The sequence below is a fragment of the Aurantimonas sp. A2-1-M11 genome, from assembly GCF_036549475.1.
Taxonomy (GTDB): domain Bacteria; phylum Pseudomonadota; class Alphaproteobacteria; order Rhizobiales; family Rhizobiaceae; genus Aurantimonas.
On the sequence record NZ_JAZHLI010000019.1, the window covers coordinates 44,026 to 68,001 of the forward strand.

Below are 23,976 nucleotides of genomic sequence, written 5' to 3' on the forward strand. Positions count from 1 at the left end.
CCGGTGTCGGGCGGCTGACGGTGCGGCGCGCGATGATGCTTATAGCTTGTGCCAGCGATCGGCGGCGTGGTCGTCCGTATTGCGCGATTCCACCCAGCCGCCGGTCGAGCCGTCGATCAGGTGCTCGCGCTTCCAGAACGGCGCTCGGGTCTTGAGGAAGTCCATCAGGAAGGATGCGCCATCGAAGGCGGCCTTTCGGTGCGCGGATGTGCAGCCGACGAAGACGATGTCCTCGCCGGGCCTGATCAGGCCGAAGCGGTGGATCGCGGTGCAGCCCAGGAGCGGCCAGCGCGACAGCGCCTCGCGTGCAATGCGCTCGATCTCCCGTTCGGCCATGCCGGGATAGTGTTCCAGCTCGAGGGCCGAGAGCCGGCCGCCTTCGTCGCGGCAATAGCCCGAGAAGGTGACGAGGCCGCCGACCGCTCCGCCCCCGGTCATGGCCGCGATCTCGGCTGCGATGTCGATGGGTTCTGCCTGGATCTGCACCACCGGTACGACATCCGCGGACGAGGCCGGCTTGGACACTTTGCCGGCCACGCTCAGCCTCCCGTCATCGGGGGAAAGAGGGCGATCTCGCGAGCGCCGGCGACCGGTTCGGAATGGTCAACATGCTCCTGGTCGATGGCGACGCGGATGAATTCCGGTGTCTGGAGTGCCGCCTCGTAGGTCTCGCCGCGGCCCTTCAGCCACAAAAGGAGATCGGCCACCGTGACGATCCCCGCCGGCAGTTCGACGTCTTCGTCGGACACGCCGATGCGCTCGCGCACCCATGCGAAATAGGCAAGCTTCATGGCAAGGGACCTCCTGCAATGGACATAATGGGACAGCTTCGCACGTCCGTCAGCCGGAGCCGACGCCCAGCCGCCGTCAGTCCGCGATATGCTTCAGACCGGCGCGGAAATAATCGTAGCCGGTATAGAGCGTCACGATCGCCGAGAGCCACAGCAGCAGGATCCCGGTCTCGGTGGCGTAGGCAAAGATATCGTCGGCCGCGGGGCCGGCAAGCAGGAAGGCGATCGACACCATCTGCATCGTCGTCTTCCATTTGGCGAGCTGGGTAACCGGCACGGACACCTTGAGCTCGGCCAGATATTCGCGCAGGCCCGAGACCAGGATCTCCCGGCACAGTATGACAATCGCGGCCCACAGGCTCCAGCCGGCGATCGTGCCGTCGGCTGCCAGGAGCAGCAGCGTCGCCGCCACCAGCAGCTTGTCGGCGATCGGGTCCAGCATCCGGCCGATCGTCGAGGTCTGCTGCCAGGCCCGCGCCAGATAGCCATCGAAGAAATCGGTGATGCTGGCGCCCAGGAAGATAACCAGGGCCGACCAGCGCGCGTAGTCGGGACTGCGCAACTGGCCTTCCAGGAAGAAACAGAGGACCACGAGCGGCACGCAGACGATGCGCGCATAGGTCAGGAGATTGGGGAGGCTGTAGGCCCGAGATGCCATGAATAGGTCCGCTTCGGCTGTGCGTGCCAGTACAAGCCCGTCAGCCGGGCTTTCGTCAACCGCCATTGTCCCAGTCGAACATGACGGTTTGGTCACCCGCGCTCGTGGAAATGGTCGTAGATCAATTTAGCCATGGCCGCGGAGATGCCCTCGACCTCGCGCAGATCGGTGAGCGCGGCCCGCGACACGGCCTTTGCCGTCCCGAAATGATGGAGCAGGGCGCGCTTGCGGGAAGGGCCGATCCCGCCGATCTCGTCGAGGGGGTTCTTGACCAGTTCCTTCTTGCGCCGCGCCCGATGGGTGCCGATGGCGAAGCGGTGGGCCTCGTCGCGCAGCCGCTGCAGGAAATACAGCACCGGATCGCGCGGCGGCAGCGAGAACGGCTCGCGTGTCCCGGTGACAAAGCGCTCGCGTCCGGCGTCGCGGTCGACACCCTTGGCGACGCCGATGGTCGTCACCCGCTCGGCGATGCCGAGGTCTGCGAGGATCTCGCGCACCGCCGATATCTGCCCCTTGCCGCCGTCGATGAGGACGAGGTCGGGCCAGGCGGGGAGGGTGGCGTCGGACAGGGCGTCCTGGGGATCGGCCTCGTCCTCCTCGGCGGCCACGCTCTCCGGCTCGCCGCCATGCTCCTTGATCAGCCGCGAGAAGCGTCGCCGCATGACCTCCTTCATCATCCCGAAATCGTCGCCGGGGGTAATGTCGTCGCCCCGGATATTGAACTTGCGGTAGTGATTCTTGGCAAAGCCCTGCGGTCCGGCGACGATCATCGCGCCGACGGCGGCCGTGCCCATGATGTGGGAATTGTCGTAGACCTCGATTCGCCGCGGCGCGCGGGCGAGGCCGAAGGTCTCCGCAACGCCGGCCAGGAGCCGCGCCTGGGACGATGTCTCGGCCAGCCGGCGGCCCAGCGCCTCGCGGGCATTGGCGGTGGCGTGATCGACGAGATCGCGCTTCAGGCCGCGGGCCGGCACGCCGATCTGCACCCGGTGAACGGCCTTGAGGCTGAGGGCTTCGGCCAGAAGCGGGCCGTCGTCCACCACCAGCGGCAGCAGGATCAGTCGCGGCGCCGGCTTGTCGTCGTAGAACTGGGCGAGGAACGCCCCCAGCACCTCGCCCGGCTCCAGCGAGGAATCGGCCTTGGGAAAATAGGCGCGGTTGCCCCAGTTCTGGCCGGTGCGGAAGAAGAACACCTGGATGCAGGTCATGCCGCCTTCCTGGTGGATGGCGAAGACATCGGCCTCCTCGATGCCGGCCGGATTGATGCCCTGATGGCTCTGGACGTGGGAGAGCGCCGCCAGACGGTCACGGTAGATCGCGGCGCGCTCGAAATCCAGGTCGTCGGACGCCTCCTGCATGGCCGCCGACATGCCGCTCTTGATCTGGTTCGAGCGGCCAGACAGGAACGCCTTGGCCTCGCCCACCAGAGCGCCATAGTCGGCGATGGAGATTTCGCCGGTGCAGGGGGCGGCGCACCGCTTGATCTGGTGGAGCAGGCACGGCCGGGTGCGGCTCTCGTAGACCGAATCGGTGCAGGTGCGCAGCAGGAAGGCCCGCTGCAAGGAATTGATCGTGCGGCCGACCGCACCGGCCGAGGCGAAGGGACCGAAATAGCTGCCTTTTCGCGACCGCGCGCCGCGGTGCTTCATGATCGCGGGGGCCTCGTGATCCTCGCTGACCAGGATGTAGGGGAACGATTTGTCGTCGCGCAGCAGCACGTTGTAGCGCGGCCGCAGGCGCTTTATGAGGTTGGCCTCGAGCAGCAGCGCCTCGGTCTCCGTGCGCGTCGTCACGAATTCCATCTGCCGCGTCTCGCGGATCATCCGTGCGATGCGCTGGGTATGGCCGCCGAGGCGCGTATAGCTGGCGACGCGCTTCTTCAGGGAGCTTGCCTTGCCAACGTAGAGAACGTCGCCGTCCTTGCCGAACATGCGATAGACGCCCGGCTGGTTCGGCAGACGCTTGGCGAGGGCGGCGATGAGATCTGCCCCAACGAGGTCGGCGGCCAGCTGCCGGCCCGCGTCGTCCCAGTCTATCGACGCCAGCAGCGCCGCACTGGCGGCGGCGCCATCGCCGGGTGCGCCCTCGTCGTCGTCCTGCGGACCGGCCTCTGCTTCCTCGATCAGGTCGTCGTCTGTTTCTTCGGGCTCGTCGATCATTTTGTCCTGGCCGGAGAAGAGCTTGCGGCCGCTTCCGGATATCTCGTATCAAGGTGTTCCCGGTCCGAATTCGTCATTGGTCCGACCGTTCGCGTCCCTTCTATATGATTCCGCCATGGCGAGAATGCAGGGGGCGGCGGACAGGCACGGTTGCAATGTTGGCTCGCAGTCGCCTGTCGCGATTCGGCAACGGTCGCCAAAAATCGCGCGAGCCGGATGCGACCATCCGCGATTGTACCTGTTTTGGATCCGATCGAACCCCATTTCAAAGCCAGGTAAGCGGGATCAAACGACGTGTTAGGGCGTGTCGCCCCGCTGCGACCATCGGGGCGCGTCGTCGTCCCTACGAGGTCTGGAAGGAGAAGGCGCATGCTCAACCTGCTTCGCAGTCTCGCACTCGCGACCACGGCGATCGTCGCCATGGTGCCTGCTGCCCGGGCCGCCGACGCCTTCCTGGAAGAGGCGCAGGCTCCAATGCCCGCGCCACTGGCACCTTCCTCGCCCGTCTATGTCTGGTCCGGGCCCTATGCCGGGGCATTCGTCGGCTACAACACGTCGAACTTCGATCAGTCCGGCGGCGCCAGCTTCGACGGCGAGGGCTTCGTCGGCGGCGTCTATACCGGCTACAATTGGCAGGCCGACGAGTTCGTCTACGGCCTGGAAGCCGATATTGGCGGGTCCGGCGTGGATGCCGACGGCACCAACACCGGCGCACGGATCGACGCGGACACCGACATCTTCGGCTCGTTTCGCGCCCGTGCCGGCGTGGCTGTGGATCCGTTCCTCGTCTTTGCCACGGGCGGTGTCGCGGCGGCTCGCAACGAGTTGTCGCTGAACGGTTTTTCCGACAGCCAGACCAGCATCGGCTACACGCTTGGCGCCGGCGTCGAGGCGCGCATCACCGACAACGTGACCTCGCGTCTCGAATATCGCTATTCGGATTTCGGCAGCGAGACCTATGATCTCGGCAATACCAGCGTCTCGTCCGGCTTCGACGAACACTCGATCCGGGCCGGCGTGGCGCTGAAGTTCTAGCGGCCGGCCCGGTCGGTTCTCAGCTCGCGGGCAGGGCCGGCTTCAGGTCCTCATAGGCGGGGAATTGCTGCGCGAAGCGCTGCAGCCAGGCCGCCAGTTGCGGCCGCTCACCCTCGATCTTGCCGGGAAAGCGCATCGTCGCCCAACCGAGCAGCGCGGCGACGGCGAAATGTCCGACGGTCAGTTCTTCGGGAAGCTCCAGAATCTGCTGTTCGAGCACGGCGAGCCCGCGATCGGCCTTCCGCAACTGCTTGTCGACCCAGGGCTGGTGCCGCTTGTCCTCGGGACGATAACGGACCTCGTAGACGGACAGGATCAGGGCGTCGACAATCCCATCGGCGGTCGCCTCGGTCGTGGCTACGAGGCGCCAGGGCTCGAGAGCCTGAGGGACCATCTGGTTGCCGCTCATGCGATCGAACAGGGCGCAGATCACGCGGCTGTCGTAGACCGTCGCGCCATCGTCCATCACCAGAACCGGAATCTTGCCCAGCGGATTGGCCTTGAGCAGCTCGTCGGGCTCGGCGGTCGTGTCGACCGGAACCGTCTCAAGCGCGATGCCGCAATGGCTGGCAGCCATGCGGACCTTGGCGGCAAAAGGGGACGGGGTGGAATAATACAGACGCATGCGGTTCGACGATCCTATTTGGAGACGTAGCCATACCCGGTGCGTCCTTCCTCCGGGAAGCGGCGCAGCGATTCGCAATTGGCACCATAGACGTGCCACTCGTCGAGACCCAGCACGCAGCCCTCGGCACGCCATGCGGCGACCGGAGAGAAGGCGCCGAGATATTCGCCGGCGGCGGCAAAGCCCATCGGATGCTCGATGACGTAATAGACAGTGCGGCTCACATGGTCGGACAGCAGTGCCGTCGCCTGGCAGTAGCGGCGCTCGATCGGTTCGGAGGGCAAAGGATCGTCCAGTCGCTGCGGGAGATAGGCCTTCTCGAACATGCCACTGAATTCGAGGATCTCGACCTTTTCGTTGAGCACGACCGGCGCGCCGTATTCGAACTGGTCCTCGACCTGTCCGAGGACGGCCGCATCGTCGCAGGCCGGTACCAGCGCGGTGCGTGCCGGCGCCGGTTCGCCATAGCGAAGATCGGCCGCCTGGGAGGGCAGAGCCATCAGGCCGGCAATGAACAGGGCAAGGGCGGCAGCGAGGGAGCGATGCATGGGAAAGCCTTCCGCGACGTCTGATCGGTGGGTCTTCGGTAGCACGAAAAGCTTGCGCGCAACCTCAGGCGTGGGGGGAAGTCGACGTAAAAATCGAAAATGTTGCGTCTGCGCCGCTCCCCAGCAGCGGGGCGAGTGTCTTCAGAACTGCTTCGGCCTCCTCGGCAAAGACGAAGGGCGGGTTGATGACGGTGAGGCCGGTGCCGACGAACCGCTCGTCCGCCGAATAGGGCTCGCGGAAGAATTCTGCCGTCACCCGTTCCTTGCCAGGCAAGGCGTCGAGGCGCTCGTGCAGTGCCGCGACGAGGGCAGGCCGCTTCAGCGGATACCAGACGGCATAGATGCCGCCCGGCCAGCGCTGCAGCGCCTTCGTCAGGCCGTCGGCAATGGCGTGGATCTCGTCGGTCCGCTCGAAGGGCGGGTCGATCAGCACGAGCCCGCGCTTCTCCTTGGGCGGCACGTGAGAGCCGAGCGCCAGCCATCCGTCCAGCGCGATCGCCTTGGTCTGGACGTCGCCTGCAAATAGCACTTTCAACGCCGCGGCGTCCTCAGGGTGCAGCTCGTAGGCGGACAGGCGGTCCTGGCTGCGCAGCAGGCGCCGTGCGATCAGCGGCGAGCCTGGATAGCGGCCTTCGGCGAGATCGGGCTCCAGCGCGTCGCGATAGACCGACAGCAGCGGGTTGGCGACGACGTCGGCGGTTGCCTGGACGAGCCGGCCGATGCCGTCCGCGTGCTCGCCGGTGCGCTGCGCTTCGTCGGCGTCCAGCGAATAGCTGCCGCGTCCGGCATGGGTGTCGAAGACGCGGAATGGTTTTTCCTTGCGCTTCAGATACGCGATCAGGCGGGTGAGGAGGGCGTGCTTGACCACGTCCGCGAAGTTTCCCGCGTGATAGGCGTGGCGGTAATTCATCGAGCGTCGCGTCCTTCCGAGCTGGCTGCAGTCGCTGGCGCCACCTCCGCGTTCAGGACTGGCGCGGAGCGAGGCTGGATGGCGGCTTGCGAACGCTGTGTTCATCGGCCTTACCGCAATGCGGCAAGTTCCCATCTCTCGTTGCAATGCCGGCGCTTGCCGGCTGTCTTTGCATCCGGAAGAGGACGCCGCAATGGCTGACGAGAAACTGTTCGAACCGCTTGATCTCGGTCCCACCCAACTGGCCAACCGTGTCGTGATGGCACCGCTGACGCGCAGCCGCGCCACCGACGATGGCGATCTGCGCGACATGCATGTGGAATATTATCGGCAGCGCGCGGGCGCCGGCCTGATCATCACCGAGGCGACCAACATCTCGCCGGAAGGCCGCGGCTATGCCTGGACGCCGGGCATCTTCACCGATCGCCAGGTGGCGGACTGGAAGAAGGTGACCGACGCGGTCCACGCGGAGGGGGGCAAGATCTTCCTGCAGCTCTGGCATGTCGGCCGGATCTCCCATCCGGACCTGCAGCCCGGCGGTGCGCTGCCGGTCGCGCCTTCGGCGGTCAAGCCCGACATGAAGGCCTTCACGACCGACGGGTTCAAGGACATCCCGGCGCCGCGGGCGCTGGAGACGGACGAACTGCCGCGCGTGGTGGCCGACTTCGTTAAGGCGGCGGAGAACTGCAAGGCCGCCGGATTCGACGGCGTCGAGATCCATTCGGCCAATGGCTATCTCCTCGACCAGTTCCTGCGTGACGGCGCCAACCAGCGCACCGACGAATATGGCGGCTCCATCGAGAACCGCATGCGCTTTCCGCTCGAAGTTGTCGATGCCGTCGTCGGCGTCTGGGGCGCCGAGCGCGTCGGCATCCGCATCTCGCCGGTCAGCCCTGCCAATGATCTGGCCGACAGCGATCCCGAGCCGCTTTTCACGCGCTATGTCGAGGAACTGTCAAAGCGCAAGCTGGTCTATCTGCACGTCATCGAGGGCGAGACCGGTGGCAACCGCGATCCGCAGTCGTTCAAGGCCTGGTCGCTGAAGGACCGGTTCGACGGAATCTACATGGGCAACAACGCCTATGACCGCGAAATGGCCATCGAGCGCGTGGAGAACGGCAAGACCGATCTCGTCTGTTTCGGCAAGCTGTTCATTTCCAGTCCGGACCTCGTCGAGCGTCTGAAGCTGAACGCGCCGCTCGCCGAATGGGATCAGTCGACCCTCTATGGCGGCGACGAGAAGGGCTATATCGACTATCCGCCACTGAGCGAGGACGAACGGGGGCGGCTGGCCAAGGCCGCCTGATCACGGGACGCCACGGCGTCCCGCTCCAGCTTCGAGAAAAAGGTCGGAGCCGTCGGTTCCGGCCTTTTTTCAGTTGCGTGGCGCATGGCGGCTCACCCGGGACGAATGGACCGGATCACGAAAATGCATTGGGGCGGCTGCGGCCCATGCGGTATCATGGCGCCATGAACAAGCCGCTTCCCGTCGCCATCGGACATTCCGCCTGTCCGCATGATTGCCCTTCCACCTGCGCCCTCGACGTCGAAATCCTCGAGAACCGGACAATCGGCCGGGTGCGCGGAGCGGCGGCCAACGACTACACGGCGGGAGTCATCTGCGCCAAGGTGGCGCGCTATGCCGAGCGGATCCACCATCCCGACCGGCTGATGACCCCGATGCAGCGTGTCGGCGCAAAGGGCGAAGGCGGGTGGCGCGAGATCGGCTGGGACGCCGCGCTCGACCTCGTCGCCGAGACATTCCTGGAGGCCGAGGCGCGCTATGGCTCGCAGGCCGTCTGGCCCTACCAGTACGCCGGGACGATGGGCCTGGTGCAGCGCGACGGCATCCATCGCCTGCGCCACGCCAAGCGCTATTCGGGCCAGTTCGATTCGATCTGCACCAACATGGCCTGGACCGGCTGGTTCGTGGGGGCCGGTGCGATGCGCGGCGCCGATCCACGCGAACTGGCACAGTCCGACTGCATCGTCATCTGGGGCACCAATGCGGTCGCCACCCAGGTCAATGTGATGACCCATGCCGCCCGGGCCCGCAAGGAACGCGGCGCCAGGATCGTCGTCATCGACATCTACGACAATGCCACGATGAAGCAGGCCGACATGGCGTTGAAGCTGCGGCCCGGCACCGACGCGGCGCTGGCCTGCGCGCTGATGCATGTGGCGTTTCGGGACGGCACGGCGGATCGCGACTATCTCGCCCGCTACACCGACGATCCGGCCGGACTGGAAGCCCATCTGGCGACCCGTACGCCGGAATGGGCTTCTGCCATCACCGGTCTGGCAGTCGAGGCGATCGAGGCTTTCGCGGCGCTGGTCGGGCGGACGCCGCGGACCTTCTTCAGGCTCGGCTACGGCTTCACCCGCCAGCGCAACGGCGCAGTCGCGATGCACGCGGCGATGTCGGTGCCGGCGGTGTATGGAAACTGGCGGCACGAGGGCGGCGGCGCCTTCCATTCCAACTCGGATATCTTCGGCCTCGACAAGTCCGAGATCATGGGTGCCGCCGACCGCGATCCGACGATCCGCTATCTCGACCAGTCGCGCATCGGCGCGGTGCTGACCTGCGACGCCGCGTCGTTGTCGGACGGCCCGCCGGTGACGGCGATGCTGATCCAGAACACCAATCCGGCCAATGTCTGCCCCGAGCAGCGGCTGGTGCGGCAGGGCCTGATGCGGGACGATTTGTTCACCTGCGTCCACGAGCAGTTCATGACCGACACGGCGAAGCTCGCCGACCTGGTGCTGCCGGCGACGATGTTCCTGGAGCATGACGACATCTATCGCGGCGGCGGCCAGAACCACATCGTCCTCGGATCGAAGCTGGTGGACCCGCCGGAGACGGTGCGCACCAATCACTTCGTCATCGAGGAACTCGCCAAGCGCCTCGGCGTCGCCGACCATCCGGGCTTCGGCCTGACCGAACGCACGTTGATCGACAATATGCTCAAGGCAGCAGGCGATGCCGAAGGCTTCGACGGTCTGCAGCGCGAACGCTGGATCGACCGCCAGCCGCCCTTCGCGCAGGCACATTTCCTGAACGGCTTTGCCTGGCCGGATGGCAGGTTCCGCTTCAAACCCGACTGGATCGGCTCCGCGGCGCCGAACCGGCCGCCGGACAGCATGGGCCCGCAGGGACCGGTGGCCGGGCTGCCGGAATTTCCCGATCATGTCACGCTGATCGAGACCGCGGATGCGGCGCATCCCTACCGGCTGGCGACGTCGCCCGCGCGGCAGTTCCTCAATTCGACCTTCGCCGAGACGCGTGGATCGCGCTCGCGCGAGGGCGCGCCGGAATTGCTGTTGCATCCCGAGGACGCGCTGCGCGAAAGCCTGGGCGACGGCGAGATAGTGACCATCGGCAATGCCCGCGGCAGCGTCCGGCTGCCGGTAAAGGTCAGCGACACGGCCAAGCCCGGCGTCCTGATCCATGAAGGGCTTTGGACGAACACGGATTTTCTCGACGGCGAGGGGATCAACGTCCTGACCGGCGCTGATCCGGTAGCCCCCTTCGGCGGCGCGGCGTTCCACGACAACCGCGTGTGGCTCAGGACGGCGCGCGGATAGCATCGACACTGGGTCGCCATCAGGTTCGGTCGGGTGCAGTCAATCGTCCTGTCGGGCTGACCCCTCGACCACAGCTCTGGCGCATATCGCGTCGTCCGGCTGGTGGCTGACCGCCTCGAACGGCGGGAAACGAGGAATCGCCCTGGAATTCCGGACTCCCGGCCAGGTTCTTCCAGTTCTGAATCAGCGTCCGTTCGCGGCGTTATGCCTTTGAATGGAGAGCGTTATCTTCGGTTTTTTGCGCTCAACCCTTTGCCGCCGCCTCGCGCCATTCGGGCAGCGGGAACAGCCGGTCGTAGCCCCAGTTGAAGGCGAAGGCGTAGACCGCATAGAAGGCGGCGAAGCTGGCGTCCATCAGGAGCGCCTGCAGGAGGCTGACCTCCAGATACAGCGCGATGACCGGCAGCAGGAACACCAGCAGGCAGACCTCGAAAAGGATCGCGTGGACGATGCGAATGAGCGGCGTCTTGCGCGTCGTCGCGCGCAGCCGCTGCATCAGATGGTCGAAGCCGAGATTGTAGACATAGTTCCAGATCGTCGCGATGGTCGCGCCGACGATCGTCACCACGCCAAGATCGGCTAAGGGGACATGAAACAGCCACGCGCCGATCGGGGTGATCAGGGCGAGCCCGAGGATCTCGAAGCTGATGGCGTGACGAATGCGGTCGGGGGTGGAGCGCATGACGACCCTGCTTGTGCTGCGCCGGGTCGTCCCGGCGGTGTCATGGGGAAAGGAAGGTCGTCCTTCGTCTACCCATATGGGCGTTCGCCGGCATTTTGCAAAGCCAGGCAAGTCCATGAGAAAGGGCGTCAGCCGTTCCGGCGAGCGTCGGGCGAGACGAGGATCGGATCGCCGTCGCCGAGCCGCATGGCGTCGTCTTCGCGCGGCGGCGGCGCCGGCTTGACGATCGCGCGGCCGTTCGACATGCGCACGATCCCGTCCAGCACCAGCTTGAGCGCGTGGGGGTAGAGCCGGTGCTCGGCCCGCAGCAGCCGCTCGCCAACGCGCTCGGGCGTGTCGCCGGGCACGATGGCGATGGCGGCCTGGGCCACGATCGGACCCTCGTCCATGCGGTCGGTGACGAAATGCACGGTGCAGCCATGGATGCGCATGCCGGCATTGATCGCCCGCTTGTGCGTATCCAGACCGGGAAACAGCGGCAGCAGCGACGGGTGGATGTTGATCAGTCGGCCTTCGTAGCGGCGCACGAAATCCGCCGACAGGAGCCGCATGTAGCCGGCCAGGCAGACGACGTCCGGCGCAAGGTCGTCCAGCGCCCTGATCATTGCCGCCTCGTGGGCCGCCCGGTCCCCGAACTTCGTCTGGTCGACTGCGACAGCCGGGATGTCGTAGCGCCGCGCCGTGTCGAGGCCGGGCGCGTCCGCCCGGTTGGAGACCACCCCGGCGATCTGGCCGGGATAGTTCGGATCCATGCAGGCCGCGATGAGCGCGCTCATGTTCGAGCCGCGGCCCGAAATCAGGATCGCGATTCTCTTACGCCGCGCTACGCTCATGCCAGCGCCAGTTCGCCGTTGAAGGTCACGGCGGCGTCCTTGCGCGGACGTATGCGGCCCAGCGGCACGACCGTCTCGCCCGCGCTCTGCAGGATGGCGCTCACCGAGGCGGCATCGGCGTCGGAGACGACCACCACCATGCCGATGCCGCAATTGAAGGTGCGCAGCATCTCGGCTTCCGTGACCCCGCCCGTTTCGGCGAGCCAGCCGAAGACCGGCGGCACGGGGACGGCGAAGAGGTCGATGTCGGCCCGCAGGTGCTCGGGCAGGACGCGGGGGATGTTCTCGACGAAGCCGCCGCCGGTGATGTGGGCCAGAGCCTTGATGCCGCGTGTTTTGGCGAAGGCGGCCAGCAGCGGCTTCACATAGATCCGTGTCGGCGCCATCAGCGCCTCGCCGAGGCTGTGGCCCGCGTCGAATGGTGCCGGATCACCATAGCCGACGCCGGAGCGCTCGACGATGCGGCGCACCAGCGAATAGCCGTTGGAATGGACCCCGGACGACGCAAGGCCGAGGATCATGTCGCCGGATTCGATGGTGCCGGCCGGCAGCAGGCGGTCGCGTTCCACCGCGCCCACGGCAAAGCCCGCCAGATCGTAGTCCTTGTCGGCATAAAGACCCGGCATCTCCGCCGTCTCGCCGCCGATCAGCGCGCAGCCGGCCTGGCGGCACCCGTCGGCGATGCCCCTGACGATGGTTTCGCCCTCGGCCGGGTCGAGGCGTCCGGTGGCGTAATAGTCGAGGAAGAACAGCGGCTCGGCGCCCTGGACGACGAGGTCGTTGACGCACATGGCGACCAGGTCGACGCCGATCGTGTCGTGCAGCCCGGTCTCGATGGCGATCCGCAGCTTGGTGCCGACCCCGTCATTGGCGGCAACCAGCAGCGGATCGTCGAAGCCGGCGGCCTTCAGGTCGAAGACCCCGCCGAAGCCGCCAATCTCGCCGTCGGCGCCGCGCCGTGCAGTGGCGCGCACGAGTGGCTTGATGCGGCGCACGAGATCGTTGCCTGCGTCGATGTCGACGCCCGCGTCGCGATAGGTCAGTGGAGTCGTTTCGGCCATGGTCCCCGCACCGTTTTGGTCGAGTTGACATGATCGTCGGCCGTGAGCAAGACCCGGACCGCGATGCGAAGGATTGTCGCCATGGTACGACAATGACCGGCAACGGACCCCGGCGTGGCCCCGGGCACCCGATGACCGTGCCCAATCTCATCACGATCGGGCGTCTCTTGGCGGTGCCCGTGCTGATCTGGGCGCTGATCGGCGGCGACTGGATGCTGGCCTTCGGGATCTTCGTCGCGGCCGGCATTTCCGATGCGGTGGACGGAGCGATCGCCCGGCATTTCGACCAGCATTCCGATCTGGGCCTGTATCTCGATCCCATCGCCGACAAGGCGCTGCTCGTCTCGGTCTTCGTGGGCCTGGCGCTACTGGGGCGGCTGCCCGACTGGCTGGCGATCGCGGTGGTCAGCCGCGACCTTCTGATCGTGGCCGCCGTTCTGCTGTCCTATGTGATGGGCCGACCGGTCGTCGTGCGACCGCTTCTGGTCTCCAAGCTCAACACCGTGGCGCAGATCGTGCTTGCGGGGGTGGCGCTCGGCGAGCCCGCCTTCGAGCTGTCGCTGAGGGCCGAGATCGATTTCCTGGTGGCGGTCACAGTAGTCTTGACCGGTGTGTCGGCCGCCGCCTATCTCGTTGATTGGCTTCGACACATGAACGCCGCAGACGATCCGTCCGACCGCAGAGGCGACCCGCAATGACCGATCGAAGTGCGCTGATCCGGCGGCAGGTCCTGTTCTGGAGCGTGACGGCGCTCGTCTGCGTGCTGCTGCTGTGGATGTTCTCGAGCATCCTGCTGCCATTTCTTGTGGGGATGGTGATCGCCTATTTCCTCGACCCGGTGGCCGACTGGTTCGAGCGCCGCGGCTTTTCGCGCCTGATGGCCACGATCGTCATCCTAGTCCTGTTCGTACTGGTGTTCGCCGCCGCGATCCTGGTGGTTGTACCGGTCATCGGCTCGCAGATCGCCAGTTTCGCCGAGCGCATCCCGGACTATCTCGACCGGCTGCAGGCAATCGCCGTGTCGATGCGCAGCGGTCCGCTCGCCTTCCTGTTCACGGGAGAGGAGATGAACCTGAAGCAGGACTTCGCCCAGTTCGCCAGCGAGGGAACGGGCATCGTCACGACATTCCTCGGCGGCCTGTGGTCGTCCTCCTTGGCCGTCGTCAATTTCGTCTCGCTGTTCGTCGTCGCACCGGTGGTCGCCTTCTACCTGCTGCTCGACTGGGACCGGATGGTCGAGAAGATCGATGCCTGGACGCCTCGCCAGCATGTCGACACGGTTCGGCGGCTTGCCCGCGAGATCGACCGCTCGGTGGCGGGCTTCGTGCGCGGGCAGGGCAGCGTCTGCCTGATCCTCGGCACGATATACGGCGTCGGCCTGACCCTGACGGGGCTGAATTTCGGCCTGCTGATCGGCCTCTTCGCCGGGCTGATCTCCTTCATCCCCTATGTCGGGTCGGCCATCGGCCTGGTCCTGGCACTCGGCGTGGCGCTCGTGCAGTTCTGGCCCGACTGGATCTCGATCCTGATGGTTGCGGTGGTGTTCTTCGTCGGCCAGTTCTTCGAGGGCAACATCCTGCAGCCCAAGCTCGTGGGCGCGTCGGTGGGGCTGCATCCGGTCTGGCTGATGTTCGCGCTGTTCGCCTTCGGCGCGCTCTTCGGCTTCGTCGGCCTGCTGATCGCTGTGCCGGCGGCGGCGGCAGTGGGCGTCCTGGTGCGTTTCGCCCTGTCACAATATCTGCAGAGCGAGATGTATTACGGTCGCACACGCCCTTCGGAGTCCCCGGAGATCGAGGCGCAATCCTCGCTGCCCGCGATCGGTACGACCCCGCGCGGCAAGGCCGGCCTGTAGGACGCCACTCGCGATGCCGACACAGATTCCGCTCGAACTGCCCCACGCGGCCTCGCTCGCCCGCGAGGATCTGATCGTGTCACCGTCGAACCGTCTCGCCGTCGAAGCGATCGATTCCTGGCCGGACTGGCGGCATTCGGTCCTGCTGGTCGTCGGTCCGCCGGGATCCGGCAAGACCCATCTTGCCAATGCCTGGAGTGAGCGGGCCGGGGCGTCGGCGGCGAAACCCGGCACCACGGACGACCTCGTCGGGGAGGCCGATTTCAAGGTGGTGGTGGACGATGCCGACCGCTCGGCGCTGTCGGAGCGGGAGCTCTTCGGCATGGTCAATGCCGCACGCCTGGGTGGCGGCAATCTGCTGCTGACGTCGCGCGTGCCACCACAGGCCATGGCCATCGAGACCGCGGATCTGCGCTCGCGCCTGACCGCGGCGACCATCGCCGAACTGGGAGCGCCCGACGACGCGCTCCTGACCGGCGTGTTGATCAAGCTGTTCGCCGACCGCCAGATCGTCGTGGCGCCGAGGGCCGTCCACTATCTCGTCCAGCGCATGGAGCGCTCGCTCGATGCGGCCGGCCATCTGGTGGCCGCGATCGACCGCGAGGCTCTCGCGACGCGGGAGCGGATCGGCACACGCTTGCTCAGGCGGGTCCTTGACCGGGGCGGTCCCGCAATGCGTCATGCGACTGTCGCGTCCGGTCGCTAACCGGCGGCGACGGAGGAGCCAGAATGGACACCAAGACCCCCACACCCCCACGCAAGCCACGAGCGCAGCGCCGCCGCGCGGCCCCGCGCCAAACGACGTCTGGGGCATCCGAAACGAAATCCTCCGAGACGAGCACGACGGAAAGCGGCGTGGCGCTGACGCAGGCGCGCACACCGCAGCGCCGCAGGGCTGCGCCAGCCAACAAGACCGCTCCCGACACCCGGACGGTATCGGGCAGTGCCCCTGCCGATGATCAGGTGGCGGGGCGGGCCCAGAACGAGGGTGAGGCAGCCGTGTCCCAGCCAGTGCAGGATTCGCGTATGAGCGAGTCGTCGGTCATTCTTGAAACGCCGACCGCGGACGTCGAAGCGGGTACTCCGTCGCCGCAGGCGCTGGGTGAAAGCGAACTGCCGGCGGACCGCTTCGTCAATCGCGAGATTTCCTGGCTGCAGTTCAATCGCCGGGTGCTCGAGGAATCACTCAATCCTGCGCATCCGCTTCTCGAGCGGGTGCGCTTCCTGTCGATCTCGGCCGACAATCTGGACGAGTTCTTCATGGTGCGGGTGGCAGGGCTGGCCGGCCAGGTGCGCGAAAAGATCACCGTGCGCAGCATCGACGGGCTGACCCCGCAGGAGCAGCTCGACCAGATCCTGGTCGACGTCCACAACCTGCAGGAAGAGCAGCAGGCCTCGCTGGCCGAGCTGGTCAAGGCGTTGCGCGAGGAGCGTATCCAGATCGTCGGCGCCGGTGACCTGAAGCGCGACGACCGCGCCTGGCTGGAGAACCATTTCAACGAGACGATCTTCCCGGTGCTGACGCCGCTGTCGGTCGATCCGGCCCATCCGTTCCCGTTCATCCCCAATCTCGGCTTCTCCATCGCCCTGGCGCTGGTGCGCGAACGCGATTCGCAGCGCATGAACGCCTTGCTGCGGCTTCCGGTGGCGCTGCAGCGCTTCATCCAGATGGAGCCCAACGCGGCCGGCATGACGCGGTTCGTGCCGTTGGAAAGCGTCGTCGCCCTGTTCATCGGCAAGCTCTTCCCCGGCTACCGGGTCAGCGGCGCCGGCACGTTCCGGATCATCCGCGACTCCGACATCGAGGTCGAGGAAGAGGCCGAAGACCTGGTTCGCCTGTTCGAAAGCGCGCTGAAGCGCCGGCGGCGCGGGTCGGTGATCCGCATCGAATTCGATTCGGTGATGCCGGAATCCCTGCGCAATTTCGTCGCCAACGAACTGGAAGTCCCGGATGTGCGGGTGTCGGTCCTCGACGGCATGCTGGCGCTCGATTCGGTATCGCAGCTCTGCAAGCTGCCGCGCGACGACCTGAAGTTCACGCCCTACATCCCGCGCTTTCCCGAGCGGATCCGCGAGCACAACGGCGACTGCTTCGCGGCGATCCGCGAGAAGGACATCATCGTCCACCACCCGTACGAATCCTTCGACGTGGTGGTGCAGTTTCTGCGGCAGGCTGCGCAGGACCCGAACGTCATCGCCATCAAGCAGACGCTGTACCGCACCTCGAACGATTCCCCGATCGTGCGGGCTCTGATAGACGCGGCCGAATCCGGAAAGTCGGTGACCGCGCTCGTCGAACTGAAAGCCCGCTTCGACGAGGAGGCCAACATCCGCTGGGCGCGCGACCTGGAACGGGCCGGCGTGCAGGTGGTGTTCGGCTTCATCGAGAAGAAGACCCATGCCAAGCTGTCGCTGGTGGTGCGGCGGGAAGAGGGGCGGCTGGTCAGCTTCTGCCATATCGGCACGGGCAATTATCACCCGATCACCGCGCGCATCTACACCGACCTGTCCTACTTCACGGCCGATCCCGAGATCGCCCACGACATGTCGCTGGTGTTCAACTACATCACCGGCTACGCCGAGCCCACCGAGGTGAAGAAGCTGGCGATCTCGCCGCTGACCATGCGCAGCCGCATCGTCAATCTGATCCGCGCCGAAGCCGAGCATGTGAAGGCCGGACGGCCGGGCCAGATTTGGATGAAGATGAATTCGCTGGTCGATCCGGCGATCATCGATGCCTTGTACCGGGCGAGCCAGGTGGGCGTGGAGATCGACCTGATCGTGCGCGGCATCTGCTGCCTGCGTCCGCGCGTGGCAGGGCTGTCCGACAACATCCGCGTGAAATCCATCGTCGGCCGGTTTCTCGAGCACAGCCGAATTTTCTGCTTCGGCAACGGGCAGGGGCTGCCCTCGGAGGGCGCGATCGTGTATCTGGGCTCGGCCGACATGATGCCGCGCAATCTCGACCGGCGGGTGGAGACGCTGGTCCCGATCTCGACGCCGACGGTCCACAGCCAGATCCTGTCCCAGATCATGCTGGGAAACATTCTGGACAATCAGCAGAGCTGGTCGGTAGCCGCGGACGGGACCTCGCGCCATATCGTGCCTTCGCCGGGCGAACAGCCGTTCAATGCCCAACGCTATTTCATGACAAATCCGAGTCTGTCGGGGCGCGGTAAAGCACTGAAGACGGATGCTCCAAAACTCATCGCAAGACAGCGGGCAGAACATTCCCGGTTCGACTGAGCCGAACGCACAAGGCCGGCTGCAGGATCGCCAGCCGGTCGCAGTCGTCGACATCGGGTCGAACTCGGTTCGTCTGGTCATCTACGAAGGCAACCGGCGCTCGCTGACGGTGCTGTTCAACGAGAAGGTGCTGAGCGGTCTCGGCAAGGGGCTGGCGCGCACCAACCGGCTCGATCAGCAGGCAATCGACAGCGCGCTCGCCGCACTGACGCGGTTCCGCCGGCTGGCCCAGCAGGCCAATGTTCGCGAAATCCATCCCATCGCGACCGCGGCGGCTCGCGAGGCCCAGAACGGGCCCGAGTTCATCGCCGCGGCGGAGGCCGCGATCGGCTGCCCGATCGCGATCCTGTCGGGCGAGGACGAAGCCCGGTATGCGGCCGAAGGCGTCCTGGCGGGTTTCCACAATCCCAGCGGGATCGGCGGCGATCTCGGCGGCGGCAGCCTGGAACTGGTCGACATCCATGCCGGTGGTTTCGAGGGCGGCCTGACCCTGCCGCTGGGCGGCCTGCGCCTGCGCGACCTGTCGGAGGGCGACCTGACGCGCGCCCAGGCCATTGCCGAGAGCCACCTGTCCGCCTGCAGCCTGGCCGGCAAGGGCGAGGGACGCCCGTTCTTCGCCGTCGGCGGGACCTGGCGTAACCTCGCCAAGCTGCACATGGAACAGGAAAAATATCCGCTTCACGTGATGCATGGCTACGAGATCGACAGCGCCGGGATCGACGGCTTTCTCGACCTCGTCGTGCGCACCGATCCCGAGAAGCTTCCGGGGATCGGCGCGGTCTCCAAGTCGCGGCGCCCGCTGCTTGCCTATGGCGCCGTGACGCTGAGGAGCATTGTGCGGCACCTGAAGCCGTCCAAGATCGTGCTGTCGGCGCTGGGTGTGCGCGAAGGCTACCTGCATTCGCTGCTGACGGAGGACGAACGAGAGAAGGATCCGCTGCTGGAATCGGCGCGGGAACTGTCGATCCTGCGATCGCGCTCCCCGGCCCACGCACGCGAACTCGTCGACTGGAGCCGACGGACCTTCGAGGTCTTCGGGATCGAGGAAACGCAGGAAGAGGAGCGGCTGCGCCAGGCGGCCTGCCTTCTCGCCGATATCGGCTGGCGTGCACATCCGGACTATCGCGGCAAGCAGTCGCTCTCGATCATCGCCCATGCCGCGTTCCCGGCGATCGATCACCGCGGGCGGGTGTATCTGGGCCTGACCAATTATTATCGCCACGAGGGCAGCTTCCAGCAGGTGCACCTGCCGGAGATCGAGCGTCTCGTCGACGACCGGCTGATGCAGCGGGCCCGGATCCTCGGCTCGCTGTTCCGTGTCGCCTATCTCCTGACGGCGTCGATGCCCGGCGTGCTGAACCAGATGAAGTGGGTGCAGGACCCGCGCGGCGGCTTCACGCTGGTTATCCCGGCGGAGCTGGCGGACCTCGTCGGCGAGCGCCCCGAAGGCCGCCTGCAGCAGTTTGCCAAGGTCGTCGAGAAGACGCTGCGGATGGAAGTCCGCTGAGCGAACGATCGCCGCGTCAGAGCGCGACGATCTCCACCTTGCGGTTTCGATAGACGAGGGCTGTCTCGCCCTTCAAAAGGTCCAGCGCCCGGTCGCCGAAGATCTCCCGGCGCCAGCCGTCCATCGCCGCGATCCTGGCATCCTCGCCCTTCCAGGCGAGTTGTTCCAGATCGTCGCCCGAGGCGATCATCTTCGCGGCAACGCCATTTTCCTCGACGACGATCTTCAGGAGCACCTTGAGGAATTCGACGGCGGCAGCCGTGCCCTCGGGAAGCTGGGGTGGCCGCGGGATTGCCGGCAGGTCGGCCCGCGGCATCTCCAGCGCCCGCTGCACGGCGGCGACGATCTCGCGGCCGGCATTGCTGCGCTCGAAGCCGCGCGGGATCGTGCGCAGCCGCGACAGGCCCTGTTCGTCGGTCGGCGCCTGCTGGGCGATCTCGTAGATCGCATCGTCCTTGAGGATGCGGCCGCGCGGCTTGTCGGCGTCGCGGGCCTCGCGCTCGCGCCAGGCGGCAACTTCCTTGAGGATCTGCAGCTCGATCGGCTTGCGCACCCGAAGCTTCAGCCGCCGCCAGGCGTCGTCGGGGTGCACGTCGTAGGTGGCCGGATCGGTCAGGATCGCCATTTCCTCGTCGACCCAGCGCGTCCGGCCCTTTTCGGCAAGCTCCGCCGACAGGGTGCGATACACTTCGCGCAGATAGGTGACGTCGGCCAGCGCGTAGACGAGCTGCTGTTCGCTGAGGGGACGGCGGCGCCAGTCGGTGAAGCGCGACGTCTTGTCGATGCGGCCGTCGGTGGTACGGGCGACGAGCTGGTCGTAGGCGATCGATTCGCCGAATCCGCAGACCATGGCGGCGACCTGGGTGTCGAACAGCGGCGCCGGGATGGTGCCGCCGAGCTTGTGGATGATCTCGACGTCCTGGCGGGCGGCGTGGAAGACCTTCGCGACGCTCTGATCGCGCATCAGCGCGAAGAACGGCGCCAGATCGAGGCCGTCGGCCAGCGGATCGACCAGAACGGCCAGATCGTCGGACGCCATCTGGATCAGGCACAGCTCGGGCCAGAAGGTCGTCTCGCGGATGAATTCGGTGTCGACGGTGACGAAGTCGGCGGCGGCGAGCCGAGAACAGGCATCGGACAGTTCGGCGGTGGTGGTGATCGTGTGCATGGGCTTCCTTTAGACCGATCCGCGGCGCGGGCGAAACCCGGAAGCGTTGCCGCGGCTCGGAATCTTGACATGGAGCATGACGCGTGCGCTTGTCCGCGGCGATTCCGCCGATCGAGAACGACCCGCCTGCGCGCGCATCGACGCAGCGTCGCGGCGGGCCAGCCATTAGAGAGAACGCCATGCATCGCTATCGCAGTCACAGCTGCGCCGCCCTCCGCAAGGAGGATGTCGGCACCTCGGTACGCCTGTCCGGCTGGGCACACCGCATTCGCGATCATGGCGGCCTGCTGTTCATCGACCTGCGCGACCACTACGGCCTGACCCAGGTCGTCGTGGATCCCGATTCCCCGGCCTTCGCCATCGCCGAGACGGTGCGCGGCGAATGGGTGATCCGGGTCGACGGCGAGGTGAAGGCGCGCTCGGACGAGACCGTCAACGCCAAGCTGCCGACCGGCGCGATCGAGGTCTTCGCCAAGGAGATCGAGGTCCTGTCCGCTGCCAAGGAGCTGCCGCTGCCGGTCTTCGGCGAGCCCGACTATCCCGAGGACATCCGGCTGAAATACCGCTTCCTCGACCTGCGGCGCGAAACGCTGCACAAGAACATGATGCGGCGCATCCAGATCGTCTCGAAGATGCGCCAGCTGATGGGAGATGCCGGCTTCTTCGAATTCCAGACGCCGATCCTGACGGCGTCGTCGCCCGAGGGGGCGCGCGACTTCCTGGTGCCCTCGCGGCTTCACAACGGCATGTTCTACGCGCTGCCCCAGGCGCCGCAACAGTACAAGCAGCTGATCATGATGTCCGGCTTCGACCGGTACTTCCAGATCGCGCCGTGCTTCCGGGACGAGGACCCGCGCGCCGACCGCTTCTATGGCGAGTTCTACCAGCTCGACGTGGAGATGAGCTTCGTGGAGCAGGAGGACATCCTGGCGACCATGGAGCCGGTGATCCGCAACGTCTTCGAGACCTTCGCCGACGGCAAGCCGGTAAGCCAGACCTTCCGGCGGATCCCCTATGCGGAATCCCTGCGCAAATATGGCTCCGACAAGCCGGACCTGCGCAACCCGATCGAGATGTGCGCGGTCACCGAGCACTTCGCCGGCTCCGGCTTCAAGGTGTTCGCCAACATGATCGCCGGTGATCCGGCGGTCGAGGTCTGGGCGATCCCGGCCAAGACCGGCGGCAGCCGCGCATTCTGCGACCGGATGAATTCCTGGGCGCAGGGCGAAGGGCAGCCGGGCCTCGGCTACATCTTCTGGCGCGAAGAGAACGGCGCCTTGTCCGGCGCCGGGCCACTCGCCAAGAACATCGGCGAGGAGCGCACGGAGGCGATCGGCACCCAGCTCGGGCTCGAGGCGGGTGACGCCTGCTTCTTCGTCGCCGGTCGTCCCGACGCCTTCACGACCTTTGCAGGTGCTGCCCGCACGCGCGTCGGCGAGGAGTTGAACCTCATCGATCGCGACCGGTTCGAGCTCGCCTGGATCATCGATTTTCCCTTCTACGAGTGGCAGGAGGAGGACAAGAAGATCGACTTCGCCCACAACCCGTTCTCGATGCCGCAAGGCGGCATTGAGGCGTTGCAGAGCGAGGAGCCCCTGCACCTCAAGGCGTTCCAGTACGACATCGTCTGCAACGGCTTCGAGATCGCGTCCGGCGGCATCCGCAACCACATTCCCGAGACGATGGTGAAGGCGTTCGAGATCGCTGGCTATTCGAGGGAGACGGTCGAGGAGCGCTTCGGCGGCCTGTATCGCGCCTTCCAGTACGGCGCGCCGCCCCATGGCGGCATGGCTGCCGGCGTCGATCGCATCGTCATGCTGCTCTGCGGTGCGCGCAATCTGCGCGAGATCGCCATGTTCCCGATGAACCAGCAGGCCCACGACCTGCTGATGGGCGCGCCGAACGAAGCATCGCCAGCGCAGCTGCGCGAGCTCGGCCTGCGCGTCGCGCCGCAGACGAAGGCCTGACCACGGCAGCTGGGAGCCGATCGGTTACCCAACTTCGGACATGAAAAAGGCCCCGTGCGGCAAGCGCGGGGCCTTTCTTGTAGGATGAGAGTGTGACGTCAGCGGACGCGTTTACTCTGCGTTTGCGTCGTTCGCCCCGACCGACAGGGACAGGACTTTCGGCAGAGTCTGCGGGGCGCCCATCGCGGCGCCCATGATCTGCGTCGCGGCGACCGGGTTGTCAGGCGCGATGCTGATCGACAGCGCCTGCGGGTCGTCGAGGAAGGCCGTCACGGCGTCCGTCACCTCCTGCTGGAACTCCGGATTCTGGAGATAGCCGAGCACCGGGGGCAGCATCGCCGTCAGGTTCTGCACCAGCTCGGCGCGGCTCTGGCCGTTTTTATCGGCATAATAGTCGAGCAGCTTGCCGGTGAGGGAATCGTCGGTGAAGGTGATGTCGGCGGAATTCAGCGACAGCTGCGAGATCAGCCCCATCACGGCCATGCCGGTGGCCTGCTGGTTGTCCGGATTGCTCTCCATCTGGGCCTGGAGCTGCTGCAAGGATTCCATGAAGGCCGGCGTGTAGCCGGAGATCGCGTAGGTGAAGGACAGATCCCCCGCGTCGTCGACCGAGATCTCGAACGGGTCGAGCTCGAGGAGGCCGCTGTCGGGCTCCCAATTGGCCGAGCCGGTCATCGAGCCGCTGATGCTGTCATAGCCGACGTCGCGGATGGCCTGGGTGGTCTCGGGCGAATCTCCCGCGGTCAGATCGGCGGTGAACCCATCGACGTTGAAATCGGTCGAAAACGCTCCGCCATCGGTGATCTCGTTCTCCATGGAAGCGTCGGTCAGCGTGAAGACGGACGTCCCGTCCTTGCCCAGGTCGATGCTGGCGACCGTGGCCTTGTCGAAGAACAGCTTGGAAAATTTCATGGCTGCCGGGGTGTTTGCCTCGTCCGTGCCGGCGAGCATGATGCCTTCAAAACTGACGCCGCTGACCTGTGCCCGATTGCCGTCCTCCGTCTTGTCGATTTCGGGGAGGGCCAGGCGCTCCACTGTCCAGCCTTCCGGCGTCGAACCGGAGACGTTCTCGAAGGTCAGATCGCCGACATCGCCATACTCGCCGAAGGAGACGTCCTTGAGGATGACGTCCTCGCCCTCGGCTTCGGCGCTCGCGAAGGACAGCGGAATTTCCTGCTCGGCCGTGACGGCTTTCAGGCGCTCGGAAAAGGCCTGGGCGTCAACGGCGAAGGCCGATGTCGAGGAGAGGAGCAGCACGGCTGTCGCGGCTGCGGATATGCCTGTCTTGACGTGCATGGATAAACCTTTCGCTGGAAGCCGGCGGGCTGGCCCGGCCGGTGCTCGGTCGT

21 protein-coding genes are annotated in these 23,976 nt (G+C 66.1%); 9 read left to right on the top strand and 12 right to left on the bottom strand.

The window, feature by feature from the left end; translation table 11 throughout:
* Window positions 1-39: 39 nt before the first annotated feature.
* From VQ042_RS10770 to uvrC, 4 genes are all read right to left on the bottom strand, one after another.
* Complete coding sequence (locus tag VQ042_RS10770; RefSeq protein ID WP_331819014.1) at window positions 40-537, bottom strand: molybdenum cofactor biosynthesis protein MoaE; 498 nt, start codon at window positions 535-537, stop codon at window positions 40-42.
* Between the two features lie 2 nt (window positions 538-539).
* Complete coding sequence (gene moaD, locus VQ042_RS10775) at window positions 540-791, bottom strand: molybdopterin converting factor subunit 1 (protein WP_331819016.1); 252 nt, start codon at window positions 789-791, stop codon at window positions 540-542.
* Window positions 792-867: 76 nt separating this feature from the next.
* Entirely contained in the window at window positions 868-1,449 is a 582-nt protein-coding gene (gene pgsA, locus VQ042_RS10780; protein ID WP_331819018.1) for a CDP-diacylglycerol--glycerol-3-phosphate 3-phosphatidyltransferase, read from the bottom strand.
* A gap of 92 nt (window positions 1,450-1,541) precedes the next feature.
* Window positions 1,542-3,608, bottom strand: a complete 2,067-nt coding sequence (uvrC, locus tag VQ042_RS10785) for an excinuclease ABC subunit UvrC (RefSeq protein ID WP_331819020.1) — start codon at window positions 3,606-3,608, stop codon at window positions 1,542-1,544.
* Between the two features lie 369 nt (window positions 3,609-3,977).
* Here uvrC and VQ042_RS10790 point away from each other — a divergent pair, with 369 nt between their 5' ends.
* Window positions 3,978-4,643 carry an outer membrane protein gene (locus tag VQ042_RS10790; protein WP_331819022.1) on the top strand — a complete coding sequence of 222 codons (666 nt, stop codon included), beginning with the start codon at window positions 3,978-3,980 and terminating at the stop codon, window positions 4,641-4,643.
* A 19-nt stretch (window positions 4,644-4,662) separates the two neighbouring features.
* Here the strand turns inward: VQ042_RS10790 and VQ042_RS10795 are convergent, their stop codons facing one another.
* The 3 genes from VQ042_RS10795 to VQ042_RS10805 form a co-directional block, all read right to left on the bottom strand.
* Window positions 4,663-5,268: a glutathione S-transferase gene (locus tag VQ042_RS10795; protein WP_331819024.1), complete on the bottom strand. Its 606-nt coding sequence runs from the start codon at window positions 5,266-5,268 to the stop codon at window positions 4,663-4,665.
* 14 nt (window positions 5,269-5,282) lie between these two features.
* A complete protein-coding gene (locus VQ042_RS10800; RefSeq protein ID WP_331819027.1) occupies window positions 5,283-5,816 on the bottom strand; it encodes a hypothetical protein in 534 nt (177 codons plus the stop codon).
* Between the two features lie 64 nt (window positions 5,817-5,880).
* Window positions 5,881-6,726 carry a 23S rRNA (adenine(2030)-N(6))-methyltransferase RlmJ gene (locus VQ042_RS10805; protein WP_331819029.1) on the bottom strand — a complete coding sequence of 282 codons (846 nt, stop codon included), beginning with the start codon at window positions 6,724-6,726 and terminating at the stop codon, window positions 5,881-5,883.
* 193 nt (window positions 6,727-6,919) lie between these two features.
* On the opposite strand from VQ042_RS10805, the gene VQ042_RS10810 reads away from it, so the two are divergent.
* Window positions 6,920-8,032 (top strand): alkene reductase, encoded by a 1,113-nt coding sequence (locus tag VQ042_RS10810; protein WP_331819031.1) that lies wholly within the window; start codon window positions 6,920-6,922, stop codon window positions 8,030-8,032.
* A gap of 146 nt (window positions 8,033-8,178) precedes the next feature.
* Window positions 8,179-10,311, top strand: coding sequence for a molybdopterin-dependent oxidoreductase (locus tag VQ042_RS10815; protein WP_442880066.1), 2,133 nt, complete (start codon window positions 8,179-8,181; stop codon window positions 10,309-10,311).
* A gap of 244 nt (window positions 10,312-10,555) precedes the next feature.
* Here VQ042_RS10815 and VQ042_RS10820 read toward each other — a convergent pair whose 3' ends face one another.
* The 3 genes from VQ042_RS10820 to purM all read right to left on the bottom strand — a co-directional run bounded on the left by VQ042_RS10820 (window position 10,556) and on the right by purM (window position 12,887).
* Entirely contained in the window at window positions 10,556-10,993 is a 438-nt protein-coding gene (locus VQ042_RS10820; RefSeq protein WP_331819035.1) for a PACE efflux transporter, read from the bottom strand.
* A 128-nt stretch (window positions 10,994-11,121) separates the two neighbouring features.
* A complete protein-coding gene (purN, locus tag VQ042_RS10825; protein WP_331819037.1) occupies window positions 11,122-11,826 on the bottom strand; it encodes a phosphoribosylglycinamide formyltransferase in 705 nt (234 codons plus the stop codon).
* Window positions 11,823-12,887 (bottom strand): phosphoribosylformylglycinamidine cyclo-ligase, encoded by a 1,065-nt coding sequence (gene purM, locus VQ042_RS10830; protein WP_331819039.1) that lies wholly within the window; start codon window positions 12,885-12,887, stop codon window positions 11,823-11,825. The genes purN and purM overlap by 4 nt, the downstream gene beginning before the upstream one ends.
* Window positions 12,888-13,018: 131 nt before the next feature.
* Here purM and VQ042_RS10835 point away from each other — a divergent pair, with 131 nt between their 5' ends.
* From VQ042_RS10835 to VQ042_RS10855, 5 genes are all read left to right on the top strand, one after another.
* Window positions 13,019-13,585 carry a CDP-alcohol phosphatidyltransferase family protein gene (locus tag VQ042_RS10835; protein WP_331819041.1) on the top strand — a complete coding sequence of 189 codons (567 nt, stop codon included), beginning with the start codon at window positions 13,019-13,021 and terminating at the stop codon, window positions 13,583-13,585.
* Entirely contained in the window at window positions 13,582-14,739 is a 1,158-nt protein-coding gene (locus tag VQ042_RS10840; protein WP_331819043.1) for an AI-2E family transporter, read from the top strand. The genes VQ042_RS10835 and VQ042_RS10840 overlap by 4 nt, the downstream gene beginning before the upstream one ends.
* A 13-nt stretch (window positions 14,740-14,752) precedes the next feature.
* Window positions 14,753-15,445 (top strand): hypothetical protein, encoded by a 693-nt coding sequence (locus VQ042_RS10845; protein ID WP_331819045.1) that lies wholly within the window; start codon window positions 14,753-14,755, stop codon window positions 15,443-15,445.
* 320 nt (window positions 15,446-15,765) lie between these two features.
* On the top strand, window positions 15,766-17,985 hold the full coding sequence (locus VQ042_RS10850) for an RNA degradosome polyphosphate kinase (RefSeq protein WP_331819048.1): 2,220 nt from the start codon (window positions 15,766-15,768) through the stop codon (window positions 17,983-17,985).
* Complete coding sequence (locus VQ042_RS10855) at window positions 17,933-19,492, top strand: Ppx/GppA family phosphatase (RefSeq protein ID WP_331819050.1); 1,560 nt, start codon at window positions 17,933-17,935, stop codon at window positions 19,490-19,492. Before VQ042_RS10850 ends, VQ042_RS10855 begins: the two co-directional genes overlap by 53 nt.
* A 16-nt stretch (window positions 19,493-19,508) precedes the next feature.
* On the opposite strand, the gene rnd is transcribed toward VQ042_RS10855, so the two are convergent.
* Window positions 19,509-20,660, bottom strand: a complete 1,152-nt coding sequence (rnd, locus tag VQ042_RS10860; RefSeq protein WP_331819052.1) for a ribonuclease D — start codon at window positions 20,658-20,660, stop codon at window positions 19,509-19,511.
* Between the two features lie 179 nt (window positions 20,661-20,839).
* On the opposite strand from rnd, the gene aspS reads away from it, so the two are divergent.
* The gene (gene aspS, locus VQ042_RS10865; protein WP_331819054.1) at window positions 20,840-22,627 is read left to right on the top strand and encodes an aspartate--tRNA ligase; all 1,788 of its coding nucleotides are present in this window, start codon (window positions 20,840-20,842) and stop codon (window positions 22,625-22,627) included.
* Window positions 22,628-22,738: 111 nt separating this feature from the next.
* Here the strand turns inward: aspS and VQ042_RS10870 are convergent, their stop codons facing one another.
* On the bottom strand, window positions 22,739-23,923 hold the full coding sequence (locus VQ042_RS10870; RefSeq protein ID WP_331819056.1) for a hypothetical protein: 1,185 nt from the start codon (window positions 23,921-23,923) through the stop codon (window positions 22,739-22,741).
* Between the last annotated feature and the right edge of the window lie 53 nt (window positions 23,924-23,976).